Raw genomic sequence first — 19,807 nt, forward strand, 5'->3', positions numbered from 1 at the left:
AAATTGTCTTCACTGCGCCAGTGAGTATTCACTGAATTGGCACCCACACAGTGCCAAACGCTGTTCCCATGTAATATACAAAAAATCCGGCGTATCCGGTCAAGCCTCCGGGCAATATTAGCACAATACTACCAATCCAATCGTTAATTTTTTGCAAAAATGGTATAAACGGAAGGATTTCTGCATCGAAATGCACATTCCTGTTGGAGCGCCCGCCAGCCCCGGGTTTCCCGTCAACCAGCAGGCGCTTATTTCAATCCGTTGATTATCAATCTCCATCAAGCAGGTTCCCCAGTCCGCCCAGGATGCTGCCCTCTTCCTTCCGGGCGCCTGTTCCGTACGCCAGTACCCGGCTAGCCAGGCGACTGATCGGCAAGCTTTGCAGCCACACCTTGCCCGGCCCCCGCAGCACCGCGAAGAAGAGCCCCTCTCCGCCGAAAACCATGTTCTTCACCCCGCGCACGAACTCGATGTCGAAGTCCACCTGCTGGGTATAAGCCACCACGCAGCCCGTATCCACCTTCAGCACCTCACCCGGCGCCAGCTCCTTCTCGATCACGTAACCGCCGGCGTGAACGAATGCCAGGCCGTCGCCCTCAAGCTTCTGCATGATGAACCCTTCTCCCCCGAAAATCCCCGTCCCCAGTTTGCGCTGAAACTCGATCCCCACGTTCACCCCGCGCGCCGCGCAAAGGAATGCGTCTTTCTGGCAAATTACCTTGCCGCCCAGCAGGCGCAGGTCCATCGGGATGATCTTTCCCGGGTAAGGCGAAGCGAAGCTCACACGCTTCTTGCCGTTCCCTACGTTCGTAAAACAGGTAATGAACAGGCTTTCCCCCGTGATCAGGCGTTTGCCGGCAGACATCAGCTTGCCGAAAATCCCCTGTTTGGCCCCGGAGCCGTCTCCGAAAAGGGTTTCCATCTTAATCTCCTGGTCCATCATCATGAAACTGCCGGATTCGGCCACTGCGCTCTCGTTGGGGTCCAATTCGATCTCTACGATCTGCATTTCTTCCCCGTGTATCCTGTAATCGATGTCGTGATTGTTCAGCATAGGTTGTTGGCGTTTTTTGTCTTGCTCAAAATTACATGCTTTCTAGCGGATCGCTTTGCTTTTTTTCATCAATCGCTGCAGCTGCGGCCACATCGCCTCCAGCTGGCGGACGTACCCCAGATCCGTCAGGTGCACCCCGTCGATCGTGCCTTCATGGTCTTTCCCGATGAGGTTACCGGCCGGCAGATAATACAGTTGTTTGTACCCTTCCGATTTCAATTTCGTATATGCGTTCCTGATAGCGTCGTTTTTCTCTTTCGAATTCTGTCCGATCTTCCGGTCGAAAAACCCGTTCTCCCGGATCACCGTTTCCACGAGCAGGACCGGCACTTCCGGCCGTTTGTTGAGCAGGTGCTTGATAAAGGGATAGGCTCTTTCCCTGATTTCTTCCGGCGAAGGATTGGGGATGCAATCCAGCACGAACACGGATGCCGGCATTCTGGCCAGCAGTTCCGCCACGGGGAATTCCATCTTGCCGTTGCCGCTGAAGCCCAGGTTCACGACGTCCCAACCCGTTTTCCGCTGGAGGATGGAAGAATACACCATGCCCGCCCTGCTGGCCGATGCGCCCTGCAGAATGCTGGAACCGTAGATCACGATCCGGTGCGAGGTATCGATTTTCGGGCTGGCAGACCGTTGCAGCGTGGCTTCCGGCGCCACGCCGATCTCCAGGGAAGTCAGTTCGTTGTAGGTGGGCAGATACAGCATGAACTGCCGCATGGCGCCGTCCATATTGTTTACGAGCGTGTATTCGTTGGCGGTGGTTTTATCGCCCGGCCGGCCGATCCCCGCCCATTGCCATTTACCGTTGTTCCAGGCGTAAAGGTCGAGGCCGCTGTGGCAGATGGGCGTGATATTGGTGTGGAAGAGCCCGCTGCGAAGGCCCCATTTGGCTTTGATGTAAGGACTGTTCGTTTCGAAGATCACGGCGATGCCGGAGCTGTGCTTCGACAGGTTTTTCACCGCCGGCGTCAGGGCCCGGTCGAGCACGGTATCCAGGCGCTGGTACACGGGTTCGGTGGGGAGGCCTTTGCCTACGATCTGGAATTGGCGCGCGTCGGTATAACGGGCATTGTCCTGGCCATAGGCCCAGGTAAGGCTGCTGCCTGCCAGCAACAGGGTAAATATCCAGTTTTTCATAATGCGAAAAATAAGAAGAAGGCGGCAGCCATGAAAGACCGGTCATAAAAAAACCGTCCCGAAGAATCGGGACGGTACTAGTTAACCTACAACTGTTACACTGTTTGCTTTGATTAAAAACAGTTTCTTAATTCAATTTCACCTTTTCGGCGGGGTGCGCATGACCATTCTCGTGCGCAGCGTCTTCCGGGTGATTGAAGAAATGATATGGGCGCGGCGACATATAGTTCGGATCGTGCAGTTTCCGTACGGTATCCTTTTTCAGGAACAGTTTGAGGATGAGCACGAGGAACGGAACGTATTTGAGGCCGCGGGGCATTTTGTAAAGGTCGAGCACGTCGATGCAGCGCTTGTTCATGGCATACATCACGGGTACGAGGATCAGGGTGAGGAAGGTGGCGAAGATCAGGCCGAACACCATCGTCCAGGCGAGCGGGCCCCAGAAGGCTACGTTGTCGCCGCCGAAGTAAAGGTGCGGGTTAAATTCGTCGAACATCTTCCAGAAGTCGATATTGAGCCCTACCGCCAGCGGGATGAGGCCGAGCACGGCGGCGATGGCGGTGAGGATAACCGGAGTCATACGGGTACGGCCGCCTTCCACTACCGCTTCGTTGAAGGGCACTCCCTGCATCACGAGGAGGTCGGTGAATTCCACGAGCACGATCCCGTTCCTGGCCACGATCCCCGCGAGGGCCATGATACCAACGCCGGTCATCACGATGGAGATATCCATGCCGAAGATGGCGAAACCGAGGAATACGCCGATGATGGAGAAGAGGATTTCCAGGAAGATCACGAAGGCGCGGCCCACGGAGTTAAACTGGGTCACCATGATGAGGAAGATGAGGCCAACGGCGCCAACCATGGCCAGCAGGAGGAAGTTCATGGTTTCCGCCTGGTCTTCCTGCTCACCGGTCATTTTCACGGTGATCCCGTCCGGGGGGCTGAATTCCTGCACGGCGCCGGTAATTTCAGCCACAACCTCATTGGCGTTGAAACCGGTGAGGATATTGGAATAGAGCGTCACTACCCGTTTCTCGTCTTTATGTTTGATACCTGCGTAGGTATTGCTGTATTGGATATCGGCCACCGCGCTCAGGGGAACCTGCCTGATCGCGCCGTTCATGTTCATGTCGCGGTAGGTGAGGTTCAGGTTCATGAGGGTGTTGATATTGTTACGCTGATTTTCCTGAAGGCGGATGGTGATATCGTATTCATCGTCTGCATCACGGAACTTAGTAGGGGCATAGCCGGACAATGCGATCCGAAGGGCGGTACCAATCTGGTCGGTAGTGATACCTTCGCGGTTGGCGCGTTCCCGGTCTATGTTTACGATTATCTCGGGCTTGTTGCTCTGGAAATCGCTTTTCAGTTCTTCCACGCCGCCGATCTGCAGGCTGTCCAGATAACGTTTCAGTTTCTCGGAAGTCATGGCCAGTTGTTCGAATTCGTCACCGGAAATTTCGATGTTGATGGGTTTCCCTGTGGGAGGGCCGCCTTGTTCCTGTTCTACAGTGATATCGGCGCCGGGAATACCTTTCACGGCGTTGCGGATCTTGTCGAGATACTCGAGAGTAGATTGTCCGTTACGTTTGGAAAATTCCACGAAAGCCACTGTCACCTTGCCTTTATGCGGATAGGTCCCCTGGTCCATCTGCGAGGGATCTGTCGCGCCTTTGGCTACGTTGGAAATGATGGATTTCACCAACGGGTTATTTTTGCCGACTACTTTAACGATGCGTTGTTCCACGATGTTGGTGATAGAATCCGTTGTCATTTCATCCGTCCCGTTCGGCAATTCGAGATAGGCGAATATAAAGTTCGGGTCAGCGGTCGGGAAGAAGATGACTTTCGGGCTGCGTATTCCTGTCAGGACGATGCTGAATACCAACAGGCCAAAGGTGGCGAGCAGGATTTTCACGGGTCTCCAGCCCACAACGCACCATTCCAGGATGCGGCGGTACCGGTTTTGTACGCGTGGCCAGATATTGTTCTGGAACTTCCTTGCCACTACGCCGAGCCAGAAACGCTCGATGGTGATCAGGAGCCAGATGAAAACAACCAGGTTCCCCGCGCCCATGCTTCCTACATAACCGATCAGGGCGGCTACGGCAAAAACAAGGGTGAGTATCGTGTATTTGCGGTCCCATTTCGGTTTGGGATGCTCATCGCCTTCATGACGGTCCATGAAATCCACCGCGAACACGGGGTTGATGATATATGCCACGAACAGGGACGCCATCAGTGTAACGATCAGCGTCGCAGGCAGGAAGAACATGAACTTACCGATAATTCCCGGCCAGAAAAGCAGCGGAAAGAACGGCGCCAGTACGGTCATCGTCCCGGAAAAAACCGGCAGGAACACTTCCCCCGCCGCGATTTTTGCGGCTTTGACGATGCCAAGATCCCGCCTTTCATGGAAAATACGGTGAACGTTCTCGATCACCACGATGGCGTCATCTACCACGATCCCAAGGGCCAGCAGGAAGGAAAACAGCACCATCATGTTGAGGGTGAATCCCATTACCGGCATAAACAGGAACGCGATGAACATGGATAAAGGCACGGATGCCGCCACGAACAAGGCGTTCACGGCGCCCATGAAGAACATCAGTACCACTGTCACGAGAATGAAGCCGATGATGATCGTATTGATAAGGTCGTGCAGGGTAATACGGGTAGACTCGCTCTGGTCTGCGGTGATGGTTACTTCGAGGTCTTTCGGCAGCAGGTCTTTCTTCGCGTCTTCTACGATCTGGAAGATTTTGTCGGACGCGTCGATGAGGTTTTCCCCGCTCCGCTTGATAACGTTAAGGGTCACTACACTTTTACCGTCGAGTCGTGCATAGCTGTCCTGTTCCTTATGCGAGTCTACTACCTCTGCGATGTCGCGGAGATACACGGTAGCGCCTGAAGTGCCGCGCACCACGATGTCGCGGATGAGATTGGGATCTTTGTATTCGCCTTTAACGGCCAGCGTACGCTTCATACCGTCTATGCGGACGAGCCCGCCCGATACGGTCTTGTTTTCGCCCTGTACGGCCATCATCACATCGCCGAAGCTGATCCGCGCCGCATCCATTTTGAATTTATCCAGATTGATCTGGATTTCGCGTTCCAGCGCACCCACGATGTCTACGCGCGTGATCTCGGTAAGCCCTTCGATCCTGTCCTGCATTTCGTCCGCATATTTTTTCAGCGTCTGCAGGTCGAAGTCGCCGGACATGTTTACGTTCATGATGGGTACTTCGGAGATCTCCATCTTAGTGATCATAGGATCTTCGGTGAGGTCGTTGGGCAGGTCTTTCTTCGCTGCGTCCACTTTTTCCCGTACCTGGATGCCGGCTTCCAGCAGATCTTCGTCCGGGTTGAATTCGACGATGATGGCGGAGAAGTCCTGGATGGAAGTGCTCGTGATCTTGCGTACGCCCGAGATGGATTTCAGTTTCTTCTCGATGGGCTTGGTCACGAGGGTTTCCATATCTTCCGGGGAAGTACCGTCGTTGATCGTGGAAATATAATATTGGGGGAACACGACCTCTGGGAATTGCTCCTTGGGCAGGCTCCTGTATGTGAGGATGCCGGCGATGGTGAGGATGAGGGTGACCACGTAAATGCTCACCTTGTTATCGATCGCCCAACTGGTCGGCCGGAATTCTTTTTCTAAGTCCTTCATCGGTTAATTTTTTAAAGTTGGCCGGTTACAGCTTGATAAAGTCGTTGTCGTTCAGGCCCTGGAAGCCGGTGGTGATGATCTTGTCGCCGGGTTTGATCCCTGATTTGATTTCCGCTTTATCGTTATAGGTGCGGCCCAGTTCTATATAGGAACGCGAGGCCTGCAATTTATCACCGGCCCCCTTCACCGTCAGCACATAAGGTTTGCCGAGGGAATACTGGATGACGTTCACGGGTACCACCAGCGCATCTTTCGCTCGGTAGTCCACAATGCGGAGCTGGGCGATCATGTTGGGATGCAGTTCCTTATTACCCTGGATGGGGATTTCCACACGGATCGTACGGCTCAGTTCATCGATTACCCGGGAGGCAAAACCGATTTTGGTACGGAAAGTCTGCTGGATATCGGGGAATGTCACTTCCACTTCATCCCCTGTGGAAACTTTGCCGGCGAAGGCTTCGGCCACATTGGCCACCACCCGCAGGTTCGATGCGTTTACCACGCGGAATGCGGGATTACCGGGCGCCGCCGCATCGCCGATCTTCGCGATCACCTGGTCTACCGTACCATTGATGGGAGAAATGATCCGGGTGAGATTGATCTGGTCTTTCATGGTGGCCATGCTCTTCTCCAGTGCTTCTTTTTGCGATTTGGCGGTCAGGTACTGCACTTCGGAGCCGATCTTCTGGCGCCAGAGGTTCGCCTGCTTGTTGTAAAGGGTCGTAGCCAGGTCTAACTGGGTTTGAAGTTCGGCGAGGCTCGCACGCATCACCTGATCGTCTACCTGCGCCAGCGCCTGGCCTTTGCTTACGCTCTGGCCTTCGCGAACGAAGATCGCTTTGATAATGCCGGGCGACTGTGCCGACACCGCTACGTTTTCACGGGCGTCTACATCTCCCTGGATATCGATGAAGTGTTCGAAAGTAGCGGTTTCCACCTGGGTGATGGTGACCGTTTTTGTTTTCACGGCGGTGGAATCTCCGCCTTTGAGTTCTTTCTCCAGGGTTTTGATCTCCGCGTCCAGTTTGGCTTTCTCCGTTTTGAGGCGCGCGAGTTTATCGGCTTTCTTTTCTTCTCCGCCGCCGCAGGCAACCATTAGGGCGATCAGCGGAAGAGCGAAATATCTTTTATTCATGGGAAGTTGATTTATAGCTGAAAAGGTTGAAGGTTACAGTTTTCCGAACGCTTTAAGGTAATCCACGCGGGCAACGATGACGTTGAAGAGCGCGGTGAAATAGTTGTTCTGTGCCATGAGCAGGGCCGATTCGGCGTTCAGCAGTTCCACACTGGAGCCTACGCCTTCCCTGTATTTGATCATCGTGGTTTCGAAGACTTCCTTGGCCAGTTGCATATTTTCTTCCTCGTTATCGAGGGTGGAAATATTGTTGCGGAGGCTGGTGGAGGAATTGGCCTGTTCCAGGTCTATCGATCCGCGGAGCTGCTCAAGGTCTATCTCGTTCTTTTTAACGGCGATCATTGCCTGGTCTACCTTGCGTAGCCGCTGGAATCCGGTAAAGATGGGCACTTTCAGGTTCAGGCCGTAAGACACGTATCCATACCAGCTTTGGGACGAGAAGTAATCGAACTTGCCGCTGGCGCGGGAAGCGCCACCCTGTCCGAATAGGTATAGTGAAGGCCATGCGGATAACCGGTAACGCTTCAGGTTATATTCGTTGGCTTGGCGCTGGGTTTCGAGGAGCTGGTATTCAATACGGTTTTGGTAGCTGAAGTCCGTTTGTTCCTGGATATCTGCCTTCAGGGCGTTGTTGCCGAGGGTGTCGGTGAGTACCAGTTGTTGTTTCACGGGCATGCCGATCTGGAATTTCAGGGCGGCGATGCCTACTTCCCGGATTTCGCGGAGGCGGGTCTGTTGCGATTCGAGGTTGTTGACCTGTACTACGAGTCTGTCCACATCCAATTTTTCCACCAGGCCTTCCTTATATATCTCGCGGGTTTCGGCGAGGATGTTGCGGAGGCGAACCTGGTTGGAGTCGAGGATTACGAGGGCCTTATCCGCCGCCACTACGTTGAAATAAGCCTTGTAAACGGCCGCCTTCACTTCCACTTCGGAATACTGAACACCTTTACGGGCGAGCTGTTCCAGGGTTTTGCGCGCCTGCAGGGCAACGAGCACACTGGGGTCGAAGAGGGTTTGGTTCACGTCTACCTGGCCCAACACGTTATAGGCCAGTCCGAACGCGATGGGCACCGTGGTGCCTTTGGGCGCGTTGGGGTCGAAGTTGCTGATGTCGACCAATTGTTTCTGAATGACCGGGTTGTGCTGGAACAGCCCCGTGCCGCTTACCTGTGGCAGGGCGAGGCCGCTCACTTCGCGGTTAACGGCGAGCTGATTGAGCTCGTCCATTTTTGCATTACGGATAGCGTACTGATGGGTGAGCGCATAAGATATGGCGTCCTGCACCGAGAACCGCAGCGTTTCCGACGTTACGGCCGGCTGCTGTTGCGCCTGGGCGCAGGTGAAAGCATGCAACATCGTGCCCGCCAGGGCAACGAGTTTCCATTTAAAGTGCATAGATCATTGATTTATTACAGGTTATCTTTCTTTCGGTATTGATCGATCAACTGATAGCCTTTAAGGGAGGCCACGCCATACAGGAAATGCTCCAGCAGCACGCGCTGCACCTTCGTCATATCGTACCCGTTCATCGGGAACAGTTCGGGCTGGAAGCAGAAGAGCGACGATGCCGCGCGGAAAGCGCTGAGAATGTCCAGGTCCAGGTCGGGCCGGTACAATCCCTCTTCGATCCCTCTTTCCAGGTTCTCCCGGATCGTCCGCACCATGAACACGTTCTTATGCTGCTCAAATAACTGGAACGCTTTGGAATGGAACTTCTGGAGGTCCATCATCACAACCGGGTTCATGTTCCGGAATTTCTCTTCCAGCATCTTGATGACCCCGAACAACTCTCCGACCGCATCCGCGCTATTGTTCCGGCTCGCGATGCACTGCTCCTCGATCAGGGCGAGGTGGCGGCTCATGACATTGAGCACCAGGTCGCTCTTGTCTGCGAAGTGGGCATACAGCGTTTTTTTCGAGATGCCCATGCGGTTGGCGATATCGTCCATCGTGATGGAACGGGTGCCATATTGCCGGAACATATTGAACGCCGTATCCAGGATCCGTTCTTGAACTTCTTCCATTGGTTTTCGATAATAAGGGGCGAAATTGATTACACGGACAAAACTATGGAAACTATTTAAACCGCCAAAGTTTCCATCAAACAATTTCTCCATAATATGACGAACGGGGTTCATCAAAGGATTTAGCGGTTTTATGTCGGGCGGGAAGCGGGTTTTATGCTGTAACTTCGCACTTTCAAACCACGCACATGTCTCCAAAGTTGAAATTCCGGGTATTGCTGTCGCGTTTACTGCGCTATTTTTTCCAGGGGCTGCTCATCCTGGCGCCCATTGGCATCACGGCGTTTACGCTGTACTGGGGTTTTATCACGATCGACAACCTGTTGCCGCGCGACCTGATCCCGGAAGACCATCCGATGAATTTCCTGAAGTACAAGGGGGTAGGGTTTGCTATCGTATTGATTATCATCATTTTTGTCGGATATCTGAGCTCCTCGTTCATCATCGGGCGGCTGATCGACATGTTCGACCATATCCTGGAGCGGACACCTTTTATTAAATATATCTATTCATCCGTGAAGGATGTTTTCGACGCGTTTGTGGGGGAAAAGAAGAAGTTCGATCATCCGGTGCTGGTGAATGTGTATGGGGAGGATGTGTGGGAGATGGGATTTATCACCCAGGAAGATGTGCGTGCGCTGGGGCTGGAGGGATATATGGCGGTGTATGTGCCGCATGCCTATGCGATTACCGGCAAGGTGTTCATGGTGCGGAAGGAGAAGGTGCGGCCGTTGACGAATGTTTCGGCGGGCGAGGCGATGAAATTCGCGGTTTCGGGGGGTGTTACGCATATTGCGGAACTGCCGTCCGCCCCGGTGACCAACTCCGAAAAGCCCGAATCCCGCTAATTCGGAGAAATTCTCTTCCCAAACTGATATCCGTATCGTTAATTCAGGTTCTTTATAGCACGGAGCGGTCTACATTGCCGGAAAATATCCGATGATGTACGCCAGGGTTTTATGTTCGGTCCTCCTTGCGGGGATGAGTTGCCTGCTGCCGGAGGGTGCGCGTGGCTGGGGGTTCTTCGGGCATGAGCGGATCAACCGGCTGGCGGTGTTTTCGTTGCCGCCGCAACTGCTCGTCTTTTTCAAGCCCCACCTTTCCTATCTCGTGAAACACGCCACCACGCCCGACAAGCGGCGGTACCTCGTGGCGGACGAGGGCCCCAGGCATTACATCGACATCGACCGGTACGGCCAGCCCCCTTTCCCTGAACTGCCCCGCGGCTGGCGGGAGGCGGTAGCGCGGTACGGGGCGGATTCGCTGGCACGGCACGGCGTGCTGCCCTGGCACCTGGAGCGGATGCAATACCGGCTTACCGAGGCATTCCGGCAGGGGAACGGGTTACAGGCGCTGCGTACGGCCGCGGAACTGGGCCATTATATCGGGGACGCCTATGTGCCGCTGCACGCCAACTCCAACCACAACGGGCAAAAGTCCGGCCAGCACGGCATCCACGGGTTATGGGAATCCCGCATTCCCGAGCTGTTCGCCGATGCGCGATTCGATTACTGGACGGGCAAGGCGGCGTTCATCCCTGACTGCAGGGCCTTTTTCTGGAAAGCGGTGCTGGAAAGCGCGGAGGCTTCGTGGCAGGTGCTGGCGATAGAAAAACAGCTGGCGCAGGAGTTCCCGGCAGACAGGCGGTACGCCTGGGAGCTGCGGAACGGCAAGCTGGTGCGGCAGTACAGTACGGCCTATGCATCGGCGTACCAGGAGCGCCTGGGAGATATGGTGGAGCGCAGGATGCGGGGGGCCATCGCAGCGGTGGCAGCATGCTGGTATACCGCCTGGGCAGATGCGGGACAGCCGCCACTGGCGCACCTGGCGGCGCTCACGTTCCCGGAGCTCGAAGTGATGGAAGACCGGCGGATGGATAGTATAGCCGCTGCCGGGAGTATCCTCGGCCGGGAACATTGACAGACAGCGGGTTACAGACATATTGCCGAACGAAAGTATCGCCCCGGCCGGAAGGCCCAATCAGTGCGGAAAGGGGAAAATATTTAACAGCCCTTAACACGTTTTCTGAAAAGAAAGATTATCTTTGGTTCTCCATCTGGATATTTTTAACCTACTCCTACACTGACCAATCTACCGGTTGATTTACCGTGATTTTTTACCTTTTCCTTCGAAAAACCATTTAAAGTGGAACAAGAAAACGTATACAATTTAGACCGCAACATGAAGGTGCACAACTTTAATGCAGGTCCTTCTGTATTGCCCAACGAGGTGCTGTACAAAGCCAGCAAGGCGCTGATCGATTTTGAGGGATCAGGTATGTCCATCCTGGAGATCGGGCACAGAACGGAACCTTTTTTGGCAGTAATGGAAGAGGCCCGCAACCTTACCCGCGAGCTCATGGGGCTCGACGACGATTTCGAAGTGCTCTTCCTCCAGGGCGGGGCCACCATGCAGTTTATGCAGGTGCCCATGAACCTGTTGGACAGCGGCGAAACCGCCTCCTATATCGATACCGGCGTATGGTCCAACAAGGCCATCAAGGAAGCGAAACTGTTCGGTTATGTTGACGTGGCCGCCAGCTCGAAAGAGGCGAACTACAATCATATTCCCAGGCAATACAACGTAGCTCCCCAGTCCAAATACCTCCATATCACCACCAACAACACCATTTACGGGACGCAATGGCATTCCATTCCCGAAACGGAAGTTCCCATCGTGGCCGATATGAGCTCCGACATTCTCAGCCGCCAGATGGATTTCAACCGCTTTGCCCTGATCTACGCCGGCGTTCAGAAGAACATGGGCGCAGCCGGCGCCACCATGGTTGCCATCCGCAAAAGCATGCTGGGCAAGGTGAGCCGCCAGATCCCCTCCATCCTCAACTACAGGAATCATATCGAAAACGGCTCGATGCTCAATACACCACCCGTTTTCGCCGTATACATCTCCATGCTCACCCTCCGCTGGCTCAAAGGCCAGGGCGGCGTAGCAGCCATCGAGCAGATCAACAACAAGAAAGCCGCCCTCCTCTACGACGAAATCGATCATAACCCGCTGTTCCGCGGCAACGTCGCCAAAGAAGACCGCAGCAAAATGAACGTGACCTTCACGATCGACAAACCCGAACTGGAAGAGGAATTCCTCAAATTCTGCAAGAAAGAAGACATAGTAGGCATCAAAGGGCACCGCCTGTCCGGTGGTTTCCGCGCCTCCCTGTACAACGCCCTCCCGCTCGAAAGCGTGGAAGTAATGGTAGAAGCCATGAAATTCTTCTCCATGAAGAAAGCATAACCTTCCCCATACCGAAGTATTGAAAATATTTAAATACGAAGGCCGCCGCGAATTACCGCGGCGGTCTTTTTTATTCCCGCCCTCCTTTTCTTACTTTTACCGCCTCTAACAGTAAACACACAATCCATGGCAATTATCAAACCGTTCCGTGCGCTGCGCCCGCAACCCGCGCTGGCCAAAGAAGTAGCCGCCAGGCCCTACGATGTGCTCAATTCCAAAGAAGCCGCCGAAGAAGCCGCCGGTAACCCGCATTCTTTCTATCACGTCAGCAAATCGGAAATCGATCTGCCAGAGGGAACGGACATCCATTCCGCCCCCGTGTATGCCAAAGCCGCGGAAAACCTGCAGAAAATGCAAGCCGAGGGCACCCTCTTCACCGAAAACACCCCGGCCTACTACATCTACAAACTCGTCATGGACGGTCGCGCCCAGACAGGGCTCGTTTGCGCCTCCTCCATCGACGACTATAATAAAGGCATCATCAAGAAACACGAGTTCACCCGCCCGGAAAAGGAGCAGGACCGCATCAACCACATCACCGCCACCAGGGCCCAAAGCGGCAATGTGTTCCTCGCCTATAACGACGTACCCGAGCTGAACGCCCTCATTTCCCACTGGCAGGAACATAATACGCCGGAGTACGACTTCCTGGCTGAAGACGGCATCTCCCACACCATCTGGGTGGTGACCGAGCCCGCCGCCGTGGAAGAAATCACCCAACGCTTCGCCACGCAGGTGCCCGCCACCTATATCGCAGACGGCCACCACCGCGCCGCTTCCGCCGCCCTCGTACAGAAAGCCAGCGGCGTAGCCGTAACGGCCGACGAGCCCGTCAACTTTTTCCTTACCACCATCTTCCCCGCCAGCCAACTCGCCATTCTCGACTATAACCGCGTCGTGAAAGACCTGAACGGCCACAGCAAGGAAGATTTCATTTCGCGGCTGGAATACGATTTTATCGTGGAGCCCATCGGCCACCACGTGCAAAAACCCTCGATGCTGCATGAATTCTCCATGTACCTCGACCACACCTGGTACCGCCTCGTGGCCCGCGAAGGCACCTACACCACCGACCCCATCGGCGTGCTGGACGTGACCATCCTGCAGGATAATGTGCTCGACAAACATCTTGGTATCACAGATCCCCGGACAGACAAGCGTATCGACTTCGTAGGCGGCATCCGCGGCCTCGGGGAACTGGTGAAACGGGTAGACAGCGGGGAGATGGCCGTGGCCTTTGCCCTATACCCCGTTACGATCCAGCAATTGTTCGACATTGCCGACAGCGGGAACGTAATGCCCCCCAAATCCACCTGGTTCGAGCCCAAGCTGCGCGACGGGCTGCTGACCCATACGATCTGATATTTTTAGCAAAATCCGCCGTTGGCCCCGCTTTGAGCCGGGGTCAACGGTTTTTTCTTACATTTACAGAAAACGAAGAGAACAATGGAATGGCAAAAGGCTGCTAAAAAATGGACACTTGTGCTGACGGGCGTACTTTCCTTCCAATGGGCGCTTGCTCAGGATAATGCCGAGTTGCAACAGACCGCACGGAACTTCCTGCGGACGGGGGATTACGCGAACGCCATCCTGGTGCTCAACCAGGCGATCACCACGTCTCCGGACGACATCCAGCTGAAGAAAGACCTGGCTTTTGCCTATTACCTCCGGGGCGACTACCAGCGCGCCTACACCGTTGTTTCTCCCCTCGTTGACAAAAAAGACGCAGACATCCACCTTTTCCAGATCGCCGGTAATATTTACCAGGGCAGACAAGACTGGAAAGGGGCTGAAAAGGTGTACCAGCGCGGGCTGCGCAAATTCCCCAAAAGCGGCGAGCTCCATTGCGATTATGGCGACCTCCTGCAAAACATGAAGAATTTCGACGCCGCCCTCCGCTATTGGGTAAAAGGCATCGAGGTAGACCCCAATTTCCCGGGGAATTACTACCATGCCGCCCGTAGTTATATGTGGACGAAGGAACCCATTTGGGCCATCCTTTACGGCGAAACCTTCATCAACCTCGAAAGCTACACCACCCGCACCGCCGAAATCCGCGATGTGGTACTGGAATGTTATAAAAAATTGTTCGACGATCCGGCCATCTTCAACAGCGTGCCCGGAGAATCAGCCAAAGGCAAAAAAGGTGACGCCATCAACGACTTCATGGTCGCGTTTAAAGGCGTCATGGCCAAAAACGTGAGCGTGATCGCTACCGGCATCGAACCACAGTCGCTCATTATGCTGCGCACGCGCTTTTTGCTCGACTGGTATAAATTCTATGGCGTGAAATACCCGTACGCGCTGTTCGATTTCCAGCGGAAGCTGCTGCGCGACGGCATGTTCGAGTCTTATAACTACTGGCTGTTCGGCCCCGCCGCCAACCAGTCGGAGTACAAATCCTGGACGGCACTGCACAAGCCGGATTACGACAACTTCACGGCCTGGCAACGCAACCACCCGCTGAAACTCCGGGACGACGAGTTTTACAACACCGGCAAGATCGCGACCATCAAGTAGCGGGAGCCGGTGCCGTCAGCAACCTTTGTGTACAACTCATATCTAAACCATAGCGCTATGCTGATCGCAAAACACCAAAACATCATCGACAATGCGGTAAAGGCCAACCACGAAAGAACCTTTTATTCGCAGTATCCTGAACACCCCAAGGCGTACGGCGAAGCCGCTCCCACACAGGGAGAAACCGCCTACAAGAGCTTGCTGAACCAGCCCTTTTCCCGTTTGAAACAGAAGGTGGTGGAAAACTGGTATGGGGAGGAAGTATCCCCCTACACCCTGGAGCCCCTCGGCATTTCGTACCCCATCATTTCCACGGAAGAACTCGTTAAAGCCGGCAAAAGAGCCGGCGGGCGCTGGGCCCAGTTGTCCGTCGCCGACCGCGCCGGCATCCTCACCGAAACCCTGGAAAAAATCCAGCACCATTTCTTCGAGATCGCGCACGCCACCATGCACACCACCGGCCAAAGCTTCATGATGAGCTTCCAGGCCAGCGGCCCGCATGCGAACGACCGTGCCCTCGAAGCCATTGCCATGGGTTACCAGCAACTCCAGCATTTCCCCGGTGAGCAAACCTGGGAAAAACCCATGGGCAAGATCAGCGTGAAGCTCCAGAAAACCTTCCGCCCCGTGCCCAAAGGCCTGGGCCTGGTGATAGGATGCTCCACCTTCCCCGTCTGGAACTCGCTCCCGGGCATTTATGCGGACCTCATCACCGGCAACCCCGTGATCGTGAAGCCCCACGCCAAAGCCGTGCTGCCCATCGCCATCGTGGTTGCCGCCATCCAGCAGGTACTGGAAGAAAACGGGCAAGACCCGTACACCTGCCAGCTGGCCGCCGATTCCACCGGCCATCCCATCACGAAAGCCCTCTGCGAACATCCCGACGTTCACCTCATCGATTATACCGGCGGCAGTGCTTTCGGGAATTATGTGGAATCGCTCGTTTCGCAGGGGAAAACCGTTTTCACCGAAAAAGCCGGCGTCAACTCCGTCATCATCGACAGCGTGCAGGACATCGACGCCGTGATGCAGAACCTCGCTTTCTCCGTAAGCCTTTACAGTGGCCAGATGTGCACCGCCCCGCAGAATTTCTTCATCCCCGAAACGGGCGTCAAAACGCCGAACGGCACGCTTTCGTTCGACGAAGTGGCAAAGAAATTCACAGATGCCATCACCGCGCTGGTGAATAATCCGAAGATGGGTGCCGGGACATTGGGCGCCGTTCAGAACGAAACCACCTTGCAGCGCGCGCGCGAAGCCGCCAAACTGGGCGGGAAAGTGCTGCTGGAAGGAGCGCCCGTCAACAGTGAAGAATTCGCCGGAGCGCGGACATGGAGCCCTGTGGTAATGGAAGTTTCGGCAGCCGATTCCGCCATTTTCCAGCAGGAACTTTTCGGGCCGGTGGTGCTGCTCGTCAAAACCAGAAATACCGACGACTCCATCCGCCTGGCACGCCAGATGGCTTCCAGCCATGGCGCGATCACCTGCGGCGCTTATGCGACTGACGAGGCGGTGATAGACAAGATCGCCGACGCCATGAACAGCGTTTTCACCCCCGTTTCCTTCAACTTTACAGGATTCATCTGGGTGAACCAGCACGCCGCGTTCTCCGATTTCCACGTCACCGGCGGCAATCCCGCAGGCAACGCCAGCTTCACGACGCCCGAGTTTATCGACAAACGATTCGTGTGGGTGGGGAACAGAACTTATGTATCCTAAAACAGCAAACATATGCGGATGACATCACGGATAATCTCCTTCCTGCTCCTCGGCGCCGCGGCCTGCCAGCAGGCACCGAAGGCCGACAAAGCCGCCGTTTCGGAGCCGCAGGCCGTTTCCATGCCTACAGACGGCCACACCCTGAGGCTGGACACTGCAGCCTGCACCCTCCTCTGGATCGGCACCAAGCCCACCGGAGAACATAAAGGCTCGTTCCAGTTCCAGGACGGGGAAATATTCGTGAAAGACAGCACCGTCACCGGCGGCAACTTCACCATCAACATCGCCAGTCTCCGGAACCTGGACCTCAACTCCCAACCGGATATGAAACAGCAGTTGGAAGACGAGCTGAAAGGCGCCAATTTCTTCGATGCCGCGCAATTCCCGACAGCAAAGTTCGAAGTAACCGAAGTGTCGCCTTACCATCCCGCCGCCAAAGACAATTCCGTGCTGCTGAAAGATGCCACCCATATGATCCATGGCAACCTGACGATGAAAAACGCCACCAAAAACATCGCTTTCCCCGCCAGGATCGTTTTCGACAAAGGGAAAGTGAGGGCTGCGGCCAATTTCAACATCGACCGTACGCAATGGGGGATGACTTACCGGGCGGATAAATCGTTGCAGGATAAGTTGATCAACTCCGTCGTTAACATTCAGTTCGAACTGATTACCCGTTGATAATGAGGCCCGGTTTACGCCGGGCCTTTCTTTTACGGGGATTTTTCGGTAAATTGAATTTACACCAAGCTTTTGATCATGGACAATCAACAAAAACAGGATAAGCGCCTCTGGCGTATCGCGAAAGCCCGCGCCGCCTTCCGCGTGCATGGCACCGTGTACCTTTTCATCATCGGTTTTCTTTGGCTGATCTGGTTCCTTACCACGCCCGATACGAATGGAACGCCCTGGCCCGCCTGGCCCATGGCCGGTTGGGGGCTGCTCCTGGCTTTTAACTATTATTTCGCGTTTGAAGTTGATCCCTTCCGCGATACCCTGCGCGAATACGAAAAATTGCAGCAGGAAAAAGAACTCCGCGGTCTTTGACCCAAAAAACCATCATGCACCACCCCAACCGCCTGTTTGATGTGCTCGCACATCAGCTGGAACATTTCCCCAAACCGGATATGCTCGCCGCCAAGGTAGAAGGCGCCTGGAAAACCTACGCCACGGCCGATGTAGCTGCACTCACCGCCCGCTTTGCCGCAGGGTTCCTGCAACTGGGCGTTGGCGGAAAGCCCCCCGGCCCGGAAGACCAGCATAAAATCGCGATCATCAGCGCCAACCGGCCCGAATGGATCCTCACCGACCTGGCCTGCCAGCAGGCCGGCGCCGTGCTCGTTCCCATTTACCCCACCATCAGCGCCACCGAGCTCGTTTTCATCCTCAACGATTCCGGCGCAAAGCTGTTGTTCGTGGACAATGCCGAGATGTACGACAAAGTGAAAATCCTCCGCGACCAAATCCCCCAGCTTACCGATATCTTCTCGTTCGACCGCATCCCCGGCGTCCGCCACTGGATGGACGTTCCCGCCGCCGCCACCCCGGAATCGGAAGCGCGCCTCCCGGAAGTCCGAAATGCCGTTTCGCCCGGCACCCTGGCCACCATCATTTATACTTCCGGCACCACGGGAACGCCCAAGGGCGTGATGCTCACCCATGGCAACATCATGAGCAACGTGGAGAGCTGTTTGCCCATATTGCCGGTAGACGAGCATTCGCGGGCGCTCAGTTTCCTGCCGCTCAACCACATCTTCGAGCGGATGGTGACGTACGTGTATTTCACGGCCGGCGTATCCGTTTATTACGCCGAAAGCCTGGATTCCATTGCAGACAACCTCCGCGAGGTGCAGCCGGGTATTTTCACCACGGTGCCGCGGGTGCTGGAGAAGCTTTTCGAGAAGATCATGGCGAAAGGGCATGCGCTCACCGGCTTCCAGCGGACGGTCTTTTTCTGGGCGCTCCGGGTGGGGCAGCAGTTCGAGATCAATAAACGGCAGACGCCGTGGTACCGGCTGGTGCTGGCGTTGGCCAACCGGCTGGTGTTCCGGAAGTGGCGGGAGGCGCTCGGCGGGAACATCCGCTGTATCGTGACCGGCGCGGCCGCCTGCCAGGTCCGGCTGCTGAAACTCTTTACCGCCGCGGGGCTCCCGGTGCTGGAAGGGTATGGGCTCACGGAAACCTCGCCCGTGATCAGCGTAAACGGGAAAGACCCGAAAGACAGGATGTTCGGCACCGTTGGGCCCGTGATTTCCAATGTGGAAGTGAAGTTGGCCGACGACGGGGAGATCCTCGTGAAGGGCCCCAACGTTACGACCGGCTATTACAAAAGGCCCGATCTCACAGCGGAAGCCTTCCACGACGGGTGGTTCCATACCGGCGACATCGGGGTGATGGTATCTCGGAAATACCTGAAAATAACCGACCGCAAGAAGGAGCTGTTCAAGACTTCGGGCGGTAAATTCGTGGCCCCGCAGCCCATCGAGAACAAGTTCAGGGAATCGCCCTTCATCGAGCAGATCATGGTGGTGGGGGCGGACAGGAAATTTACCGGCGCATTGATCGTCCCGAATTTCGAGAACCTCCGCGCCTGGACGAAAGACCAGGGCCTGGCGTTCCCGTCGAACGAGGCGGCGCTGAACGACCCGAACGTGAAGACGCTGTACCGGGATGCGGTGAACCGGTACAACCAGTATTTCAACCACATCGAACAGATCAAGAAATTCGAGCTGATGCCCCGCGAATGGACGATCGACGGCGGAGAGATGACTCCCACCCTGAAACTGAAGCGCCGCGTCATCCAGGAAAAGTACCGCGATACCATAGAACGCCTCTACGCCTGATTTTTTTAAGGAAATTTGCCAAAATCGTTTATTTTTGCCCTCCCGCTGCCCCGAGGCAGCCCTGGCCCGGTAGTTCAATGGATAGAATAGAAGTTTCCTAAACTTTAGATACAAGTTCGATTCTTGTCCGGGCTACAACCCAAAAAAGTCAGCAAATTGCTGGCTTTTTTTTACCCCTCCAGCGCCCCCTTCATATCAACATCTTTCATAATTGGAAAACTATTCCGCGGTCGTGTAAATATGGTCTACCTTTGATTTGCCGTTATCCTCCTGAAACCCCAACAGACATCCAACTATTCTTTTAATTGTTAAAACCAAGATCAATGAGACAGTCAAGATTTTCCCATTTGTTCGTTTTTGCAATTGTAATAGTTTTCATCACCGCCTGCGGAGGAGGTAGCCAAAAGAAAGCGGAAACGGACTCTATCGCCAATCCGGACA

15 protein-coding genes and 1 tRNA gene are annotated in these 19,807 nt (G+C 55.0%); 10 read left to right on the forward strand and 6 right to left on the reverse strand.

Going from position 1 to position 19,807, the window contains the following annotated elements:
• Positions 1–268: 268 nt before the first annotated feature.
• The 6 genes from EJ361_RS10715 to EJ361_RS10740 form a co-directional block, all read right to left on the reverse strand.
• Positions 269–1,054, reverse strand: coding sequence for a TIGR00266 family protein (locus EJ361_RS10715; protein ID WP_164714177.1), 786 nt, complete (start codon positions 1,052–1,054; stop codon positions 269–271).
• A gap of 42 nt (positions 1,055–1,096) precedes the next feature.
• A complete protein-coding gene (locus EJ361_RS10720; protein WP_126245620.1) occupies positions 1,097–2,194 on the reverse strand; it encodes an SGNH/GDSL hydrolase family protein in 1,098 nt (365 codons plus the stop codon).
• Between the two features lie 127 nt (positions 2,195–2,321).
• Positions 2,322–5,870 carry an efflux RND transporter permease subunit gene (locus EJ361_RS10725; RefSeq protein WP_126245621.1) on the reverse strand — a complete coding sequence of 1,183 codons (3,549 nt, stop codon included), beginning with the start codon at positions 5,868–5,870 and terminating at the stop codon, positions 2,322–2,324.
• Positions 5,871–5,895: 25 nt separating this feature from the next.
• On the reverse strand, positions 5,896–7,005 hold the full coding sequence (locus EJ361_RS10730) for an efflux RND transporter periplasmic adaptor subunit (protein WP_126245622.1): 1,110 nt from the start codon (positions 7,003–7,005) through the stop codon (positions 5,896–5,898).
• 33 nt (positions 7,006–7,038) lie between these two features.
• A complete protein-coding gene (locus tag EJ361_RS10735) occupies positions 7,039–8,403 on the reverse strand; it encodes a TolC family protein (protein ID WP_126245623.1) in 1,365 nt (454 codons plus the stop codon).
• Between the two features lie 14 nt (positions 8,404–8,417).
• Positions 8,418–9,032 carry a TetR/AcrR family transcriptional regulator gene (locus tag EJ361_RS10740; RefSeq protein ID WP_164714178.1) on the reverse strand — a complete coding sequence of 205 codons (615 nt, stop codon included), beginning with the start codon at positions 9,030–9,032 and terminating at the stop codon, positions 8,418–8,420.
• A 188-nt stretch (positions 9,033–9,220) separates the two neighbouring features.
• Here EJ361_RS10740 and EJ361_RS10745 point away from each other — a divergent pair, with 188 nt between their 5' ends.
• The 10 genes from EJ361_RS10745 to EJ361_RS10790 all read left to right on the forward strand — a co-directional run bounded on the left by EJ361_RS10745 (position 9,221) and on the right by EJ361_RS10790 (position 19,501).
• Positions 9,221–9,880 carry a DUF502 domain-containing protein gene (locus tag EJ361_RS10745; RefSeq protein ID WP_126245625.1) on the forward strand — a complete coding sequence of 220 codons (660 nt, stop codon included), beginning with the start codon at positions 9,221–9,223 and terminating at the stop codon, positions 9,878–9,880.
• A 91-nt stretch (positions 9,881–9,971) separates the two neighbouring features.
• Positions 9,972–10,952: a zinc dependent phospholipase C family protein gene (locus tag EJ361_RS10750; protein WP_126245626.1), complete on the forward strand. Its 981-nt coding sequence runs from the start codon at positions 9,972–9,974 to the stop codon at positions 10,950–10,952.
• 225 nt (positions 10,953–11,177) lie between these two features.
• Positions 11,178–12,284: a 3-phosphoserine/phosphohydroxythreonine transaminase gene (serC, locus tag EJ361_RS10755; protein ID WP_240646602.1), complete on the forward strand. Its 1,107-nt coding sequence runs from the start codon at positions 11,178–11,180 to the stop codon at positions 12,282–12,284.
• A gap of 126 nt (positions 12,285–12,410) precedes the next feature.
• Positions 12,411–13,646, forward strand: a complete 1,236-nt coding sequence (locus EJ361_RS10760; RefSeq protein WP_126245627.1) for a DUF1015 domain-containing protein — start codon at positions 12,411–12,413, stop codon at positions 13,644–13,646.
• An 84-nt stretch (positions 13,647–13,730) separates the two neighbouring features.
• On the forward strand, positions 13,731–14,804 hold the full coding sequence (locus tag EJ361_RS10765; protein WP_126245628.1) for a tetratricopeptide repeat protein: 1,074 nt from the start codon (positions 13,731–13,733) through the stop codon (positions 14,802–14,804).
• Between the two features lie 57 nt (positions 14,805–14,861).
• Positions 14,862–16,523, forward strand: a complete 1,662-nt coding sequence (gene paaN / locus EJ361_RS10770) for a phenylacetic acid degradation protein PaaN (RefSeq protein WP_126245629.1) — start codon at positions 14,862–14,864, stop codon at positions 16,521–16,523.
• Between the two features lie 18 nt (positions 16,524–16,541).
• Positions 16,542–17,204, forward strand: coding sequence for a YceI family protein (locus tag EJ361_RS10775; RefSeq protein ID WP_164714179.1), 663 nt, complete (start codon positions 16,542–16,544; stop codon positions 17,202–17,204).
• 78 nt (positions 17,205–17,282) lie between these two features.
• On the forward strand, positions 17,283–17,570 hold the full coding sequence (locus EJ361_RS10780; protein WP_126245631.1) for a 2TM domain-containing protein: 288 nt from the start codon (positions 17,283–17,285) through the stop codon (positions 17,568–17,570).
• Positions 17,571–17,584: 14 nt separating this feature from the next.
• Positions 17,585–19,366, forward strand: a complete 1,782-nt coding sequence (locus tag EJ361_RS10785) for an AMP-dependent synthetase/ligase (RefSeq protein ID WP_126245632.1) — start codon at positions 17,585–17,587, stop codon at positions 19,364–19,366.
• 63 nt (positions 19,367–19,429) lie between these two features.
• Positions 19,430–19,501: transfer RNA gene (locus tag EJ361_RS10790), tRNA-Arg, on the forward strand.
• Positions 19,502–19,807 lie beyond the last annotated feature (306 nt).

The organism is Chitinophaga rhizosphaerae (assembly GCF_003958645.1).
In the GTDB taxonomy this organism is placed as follows: domain Bacteria; phylum Bacteroidota; class Bacteroidia; order Chitinophagales; family Chitinophagaceae; genus Chitinophaga; species Chitinophaga rhizosphaerae.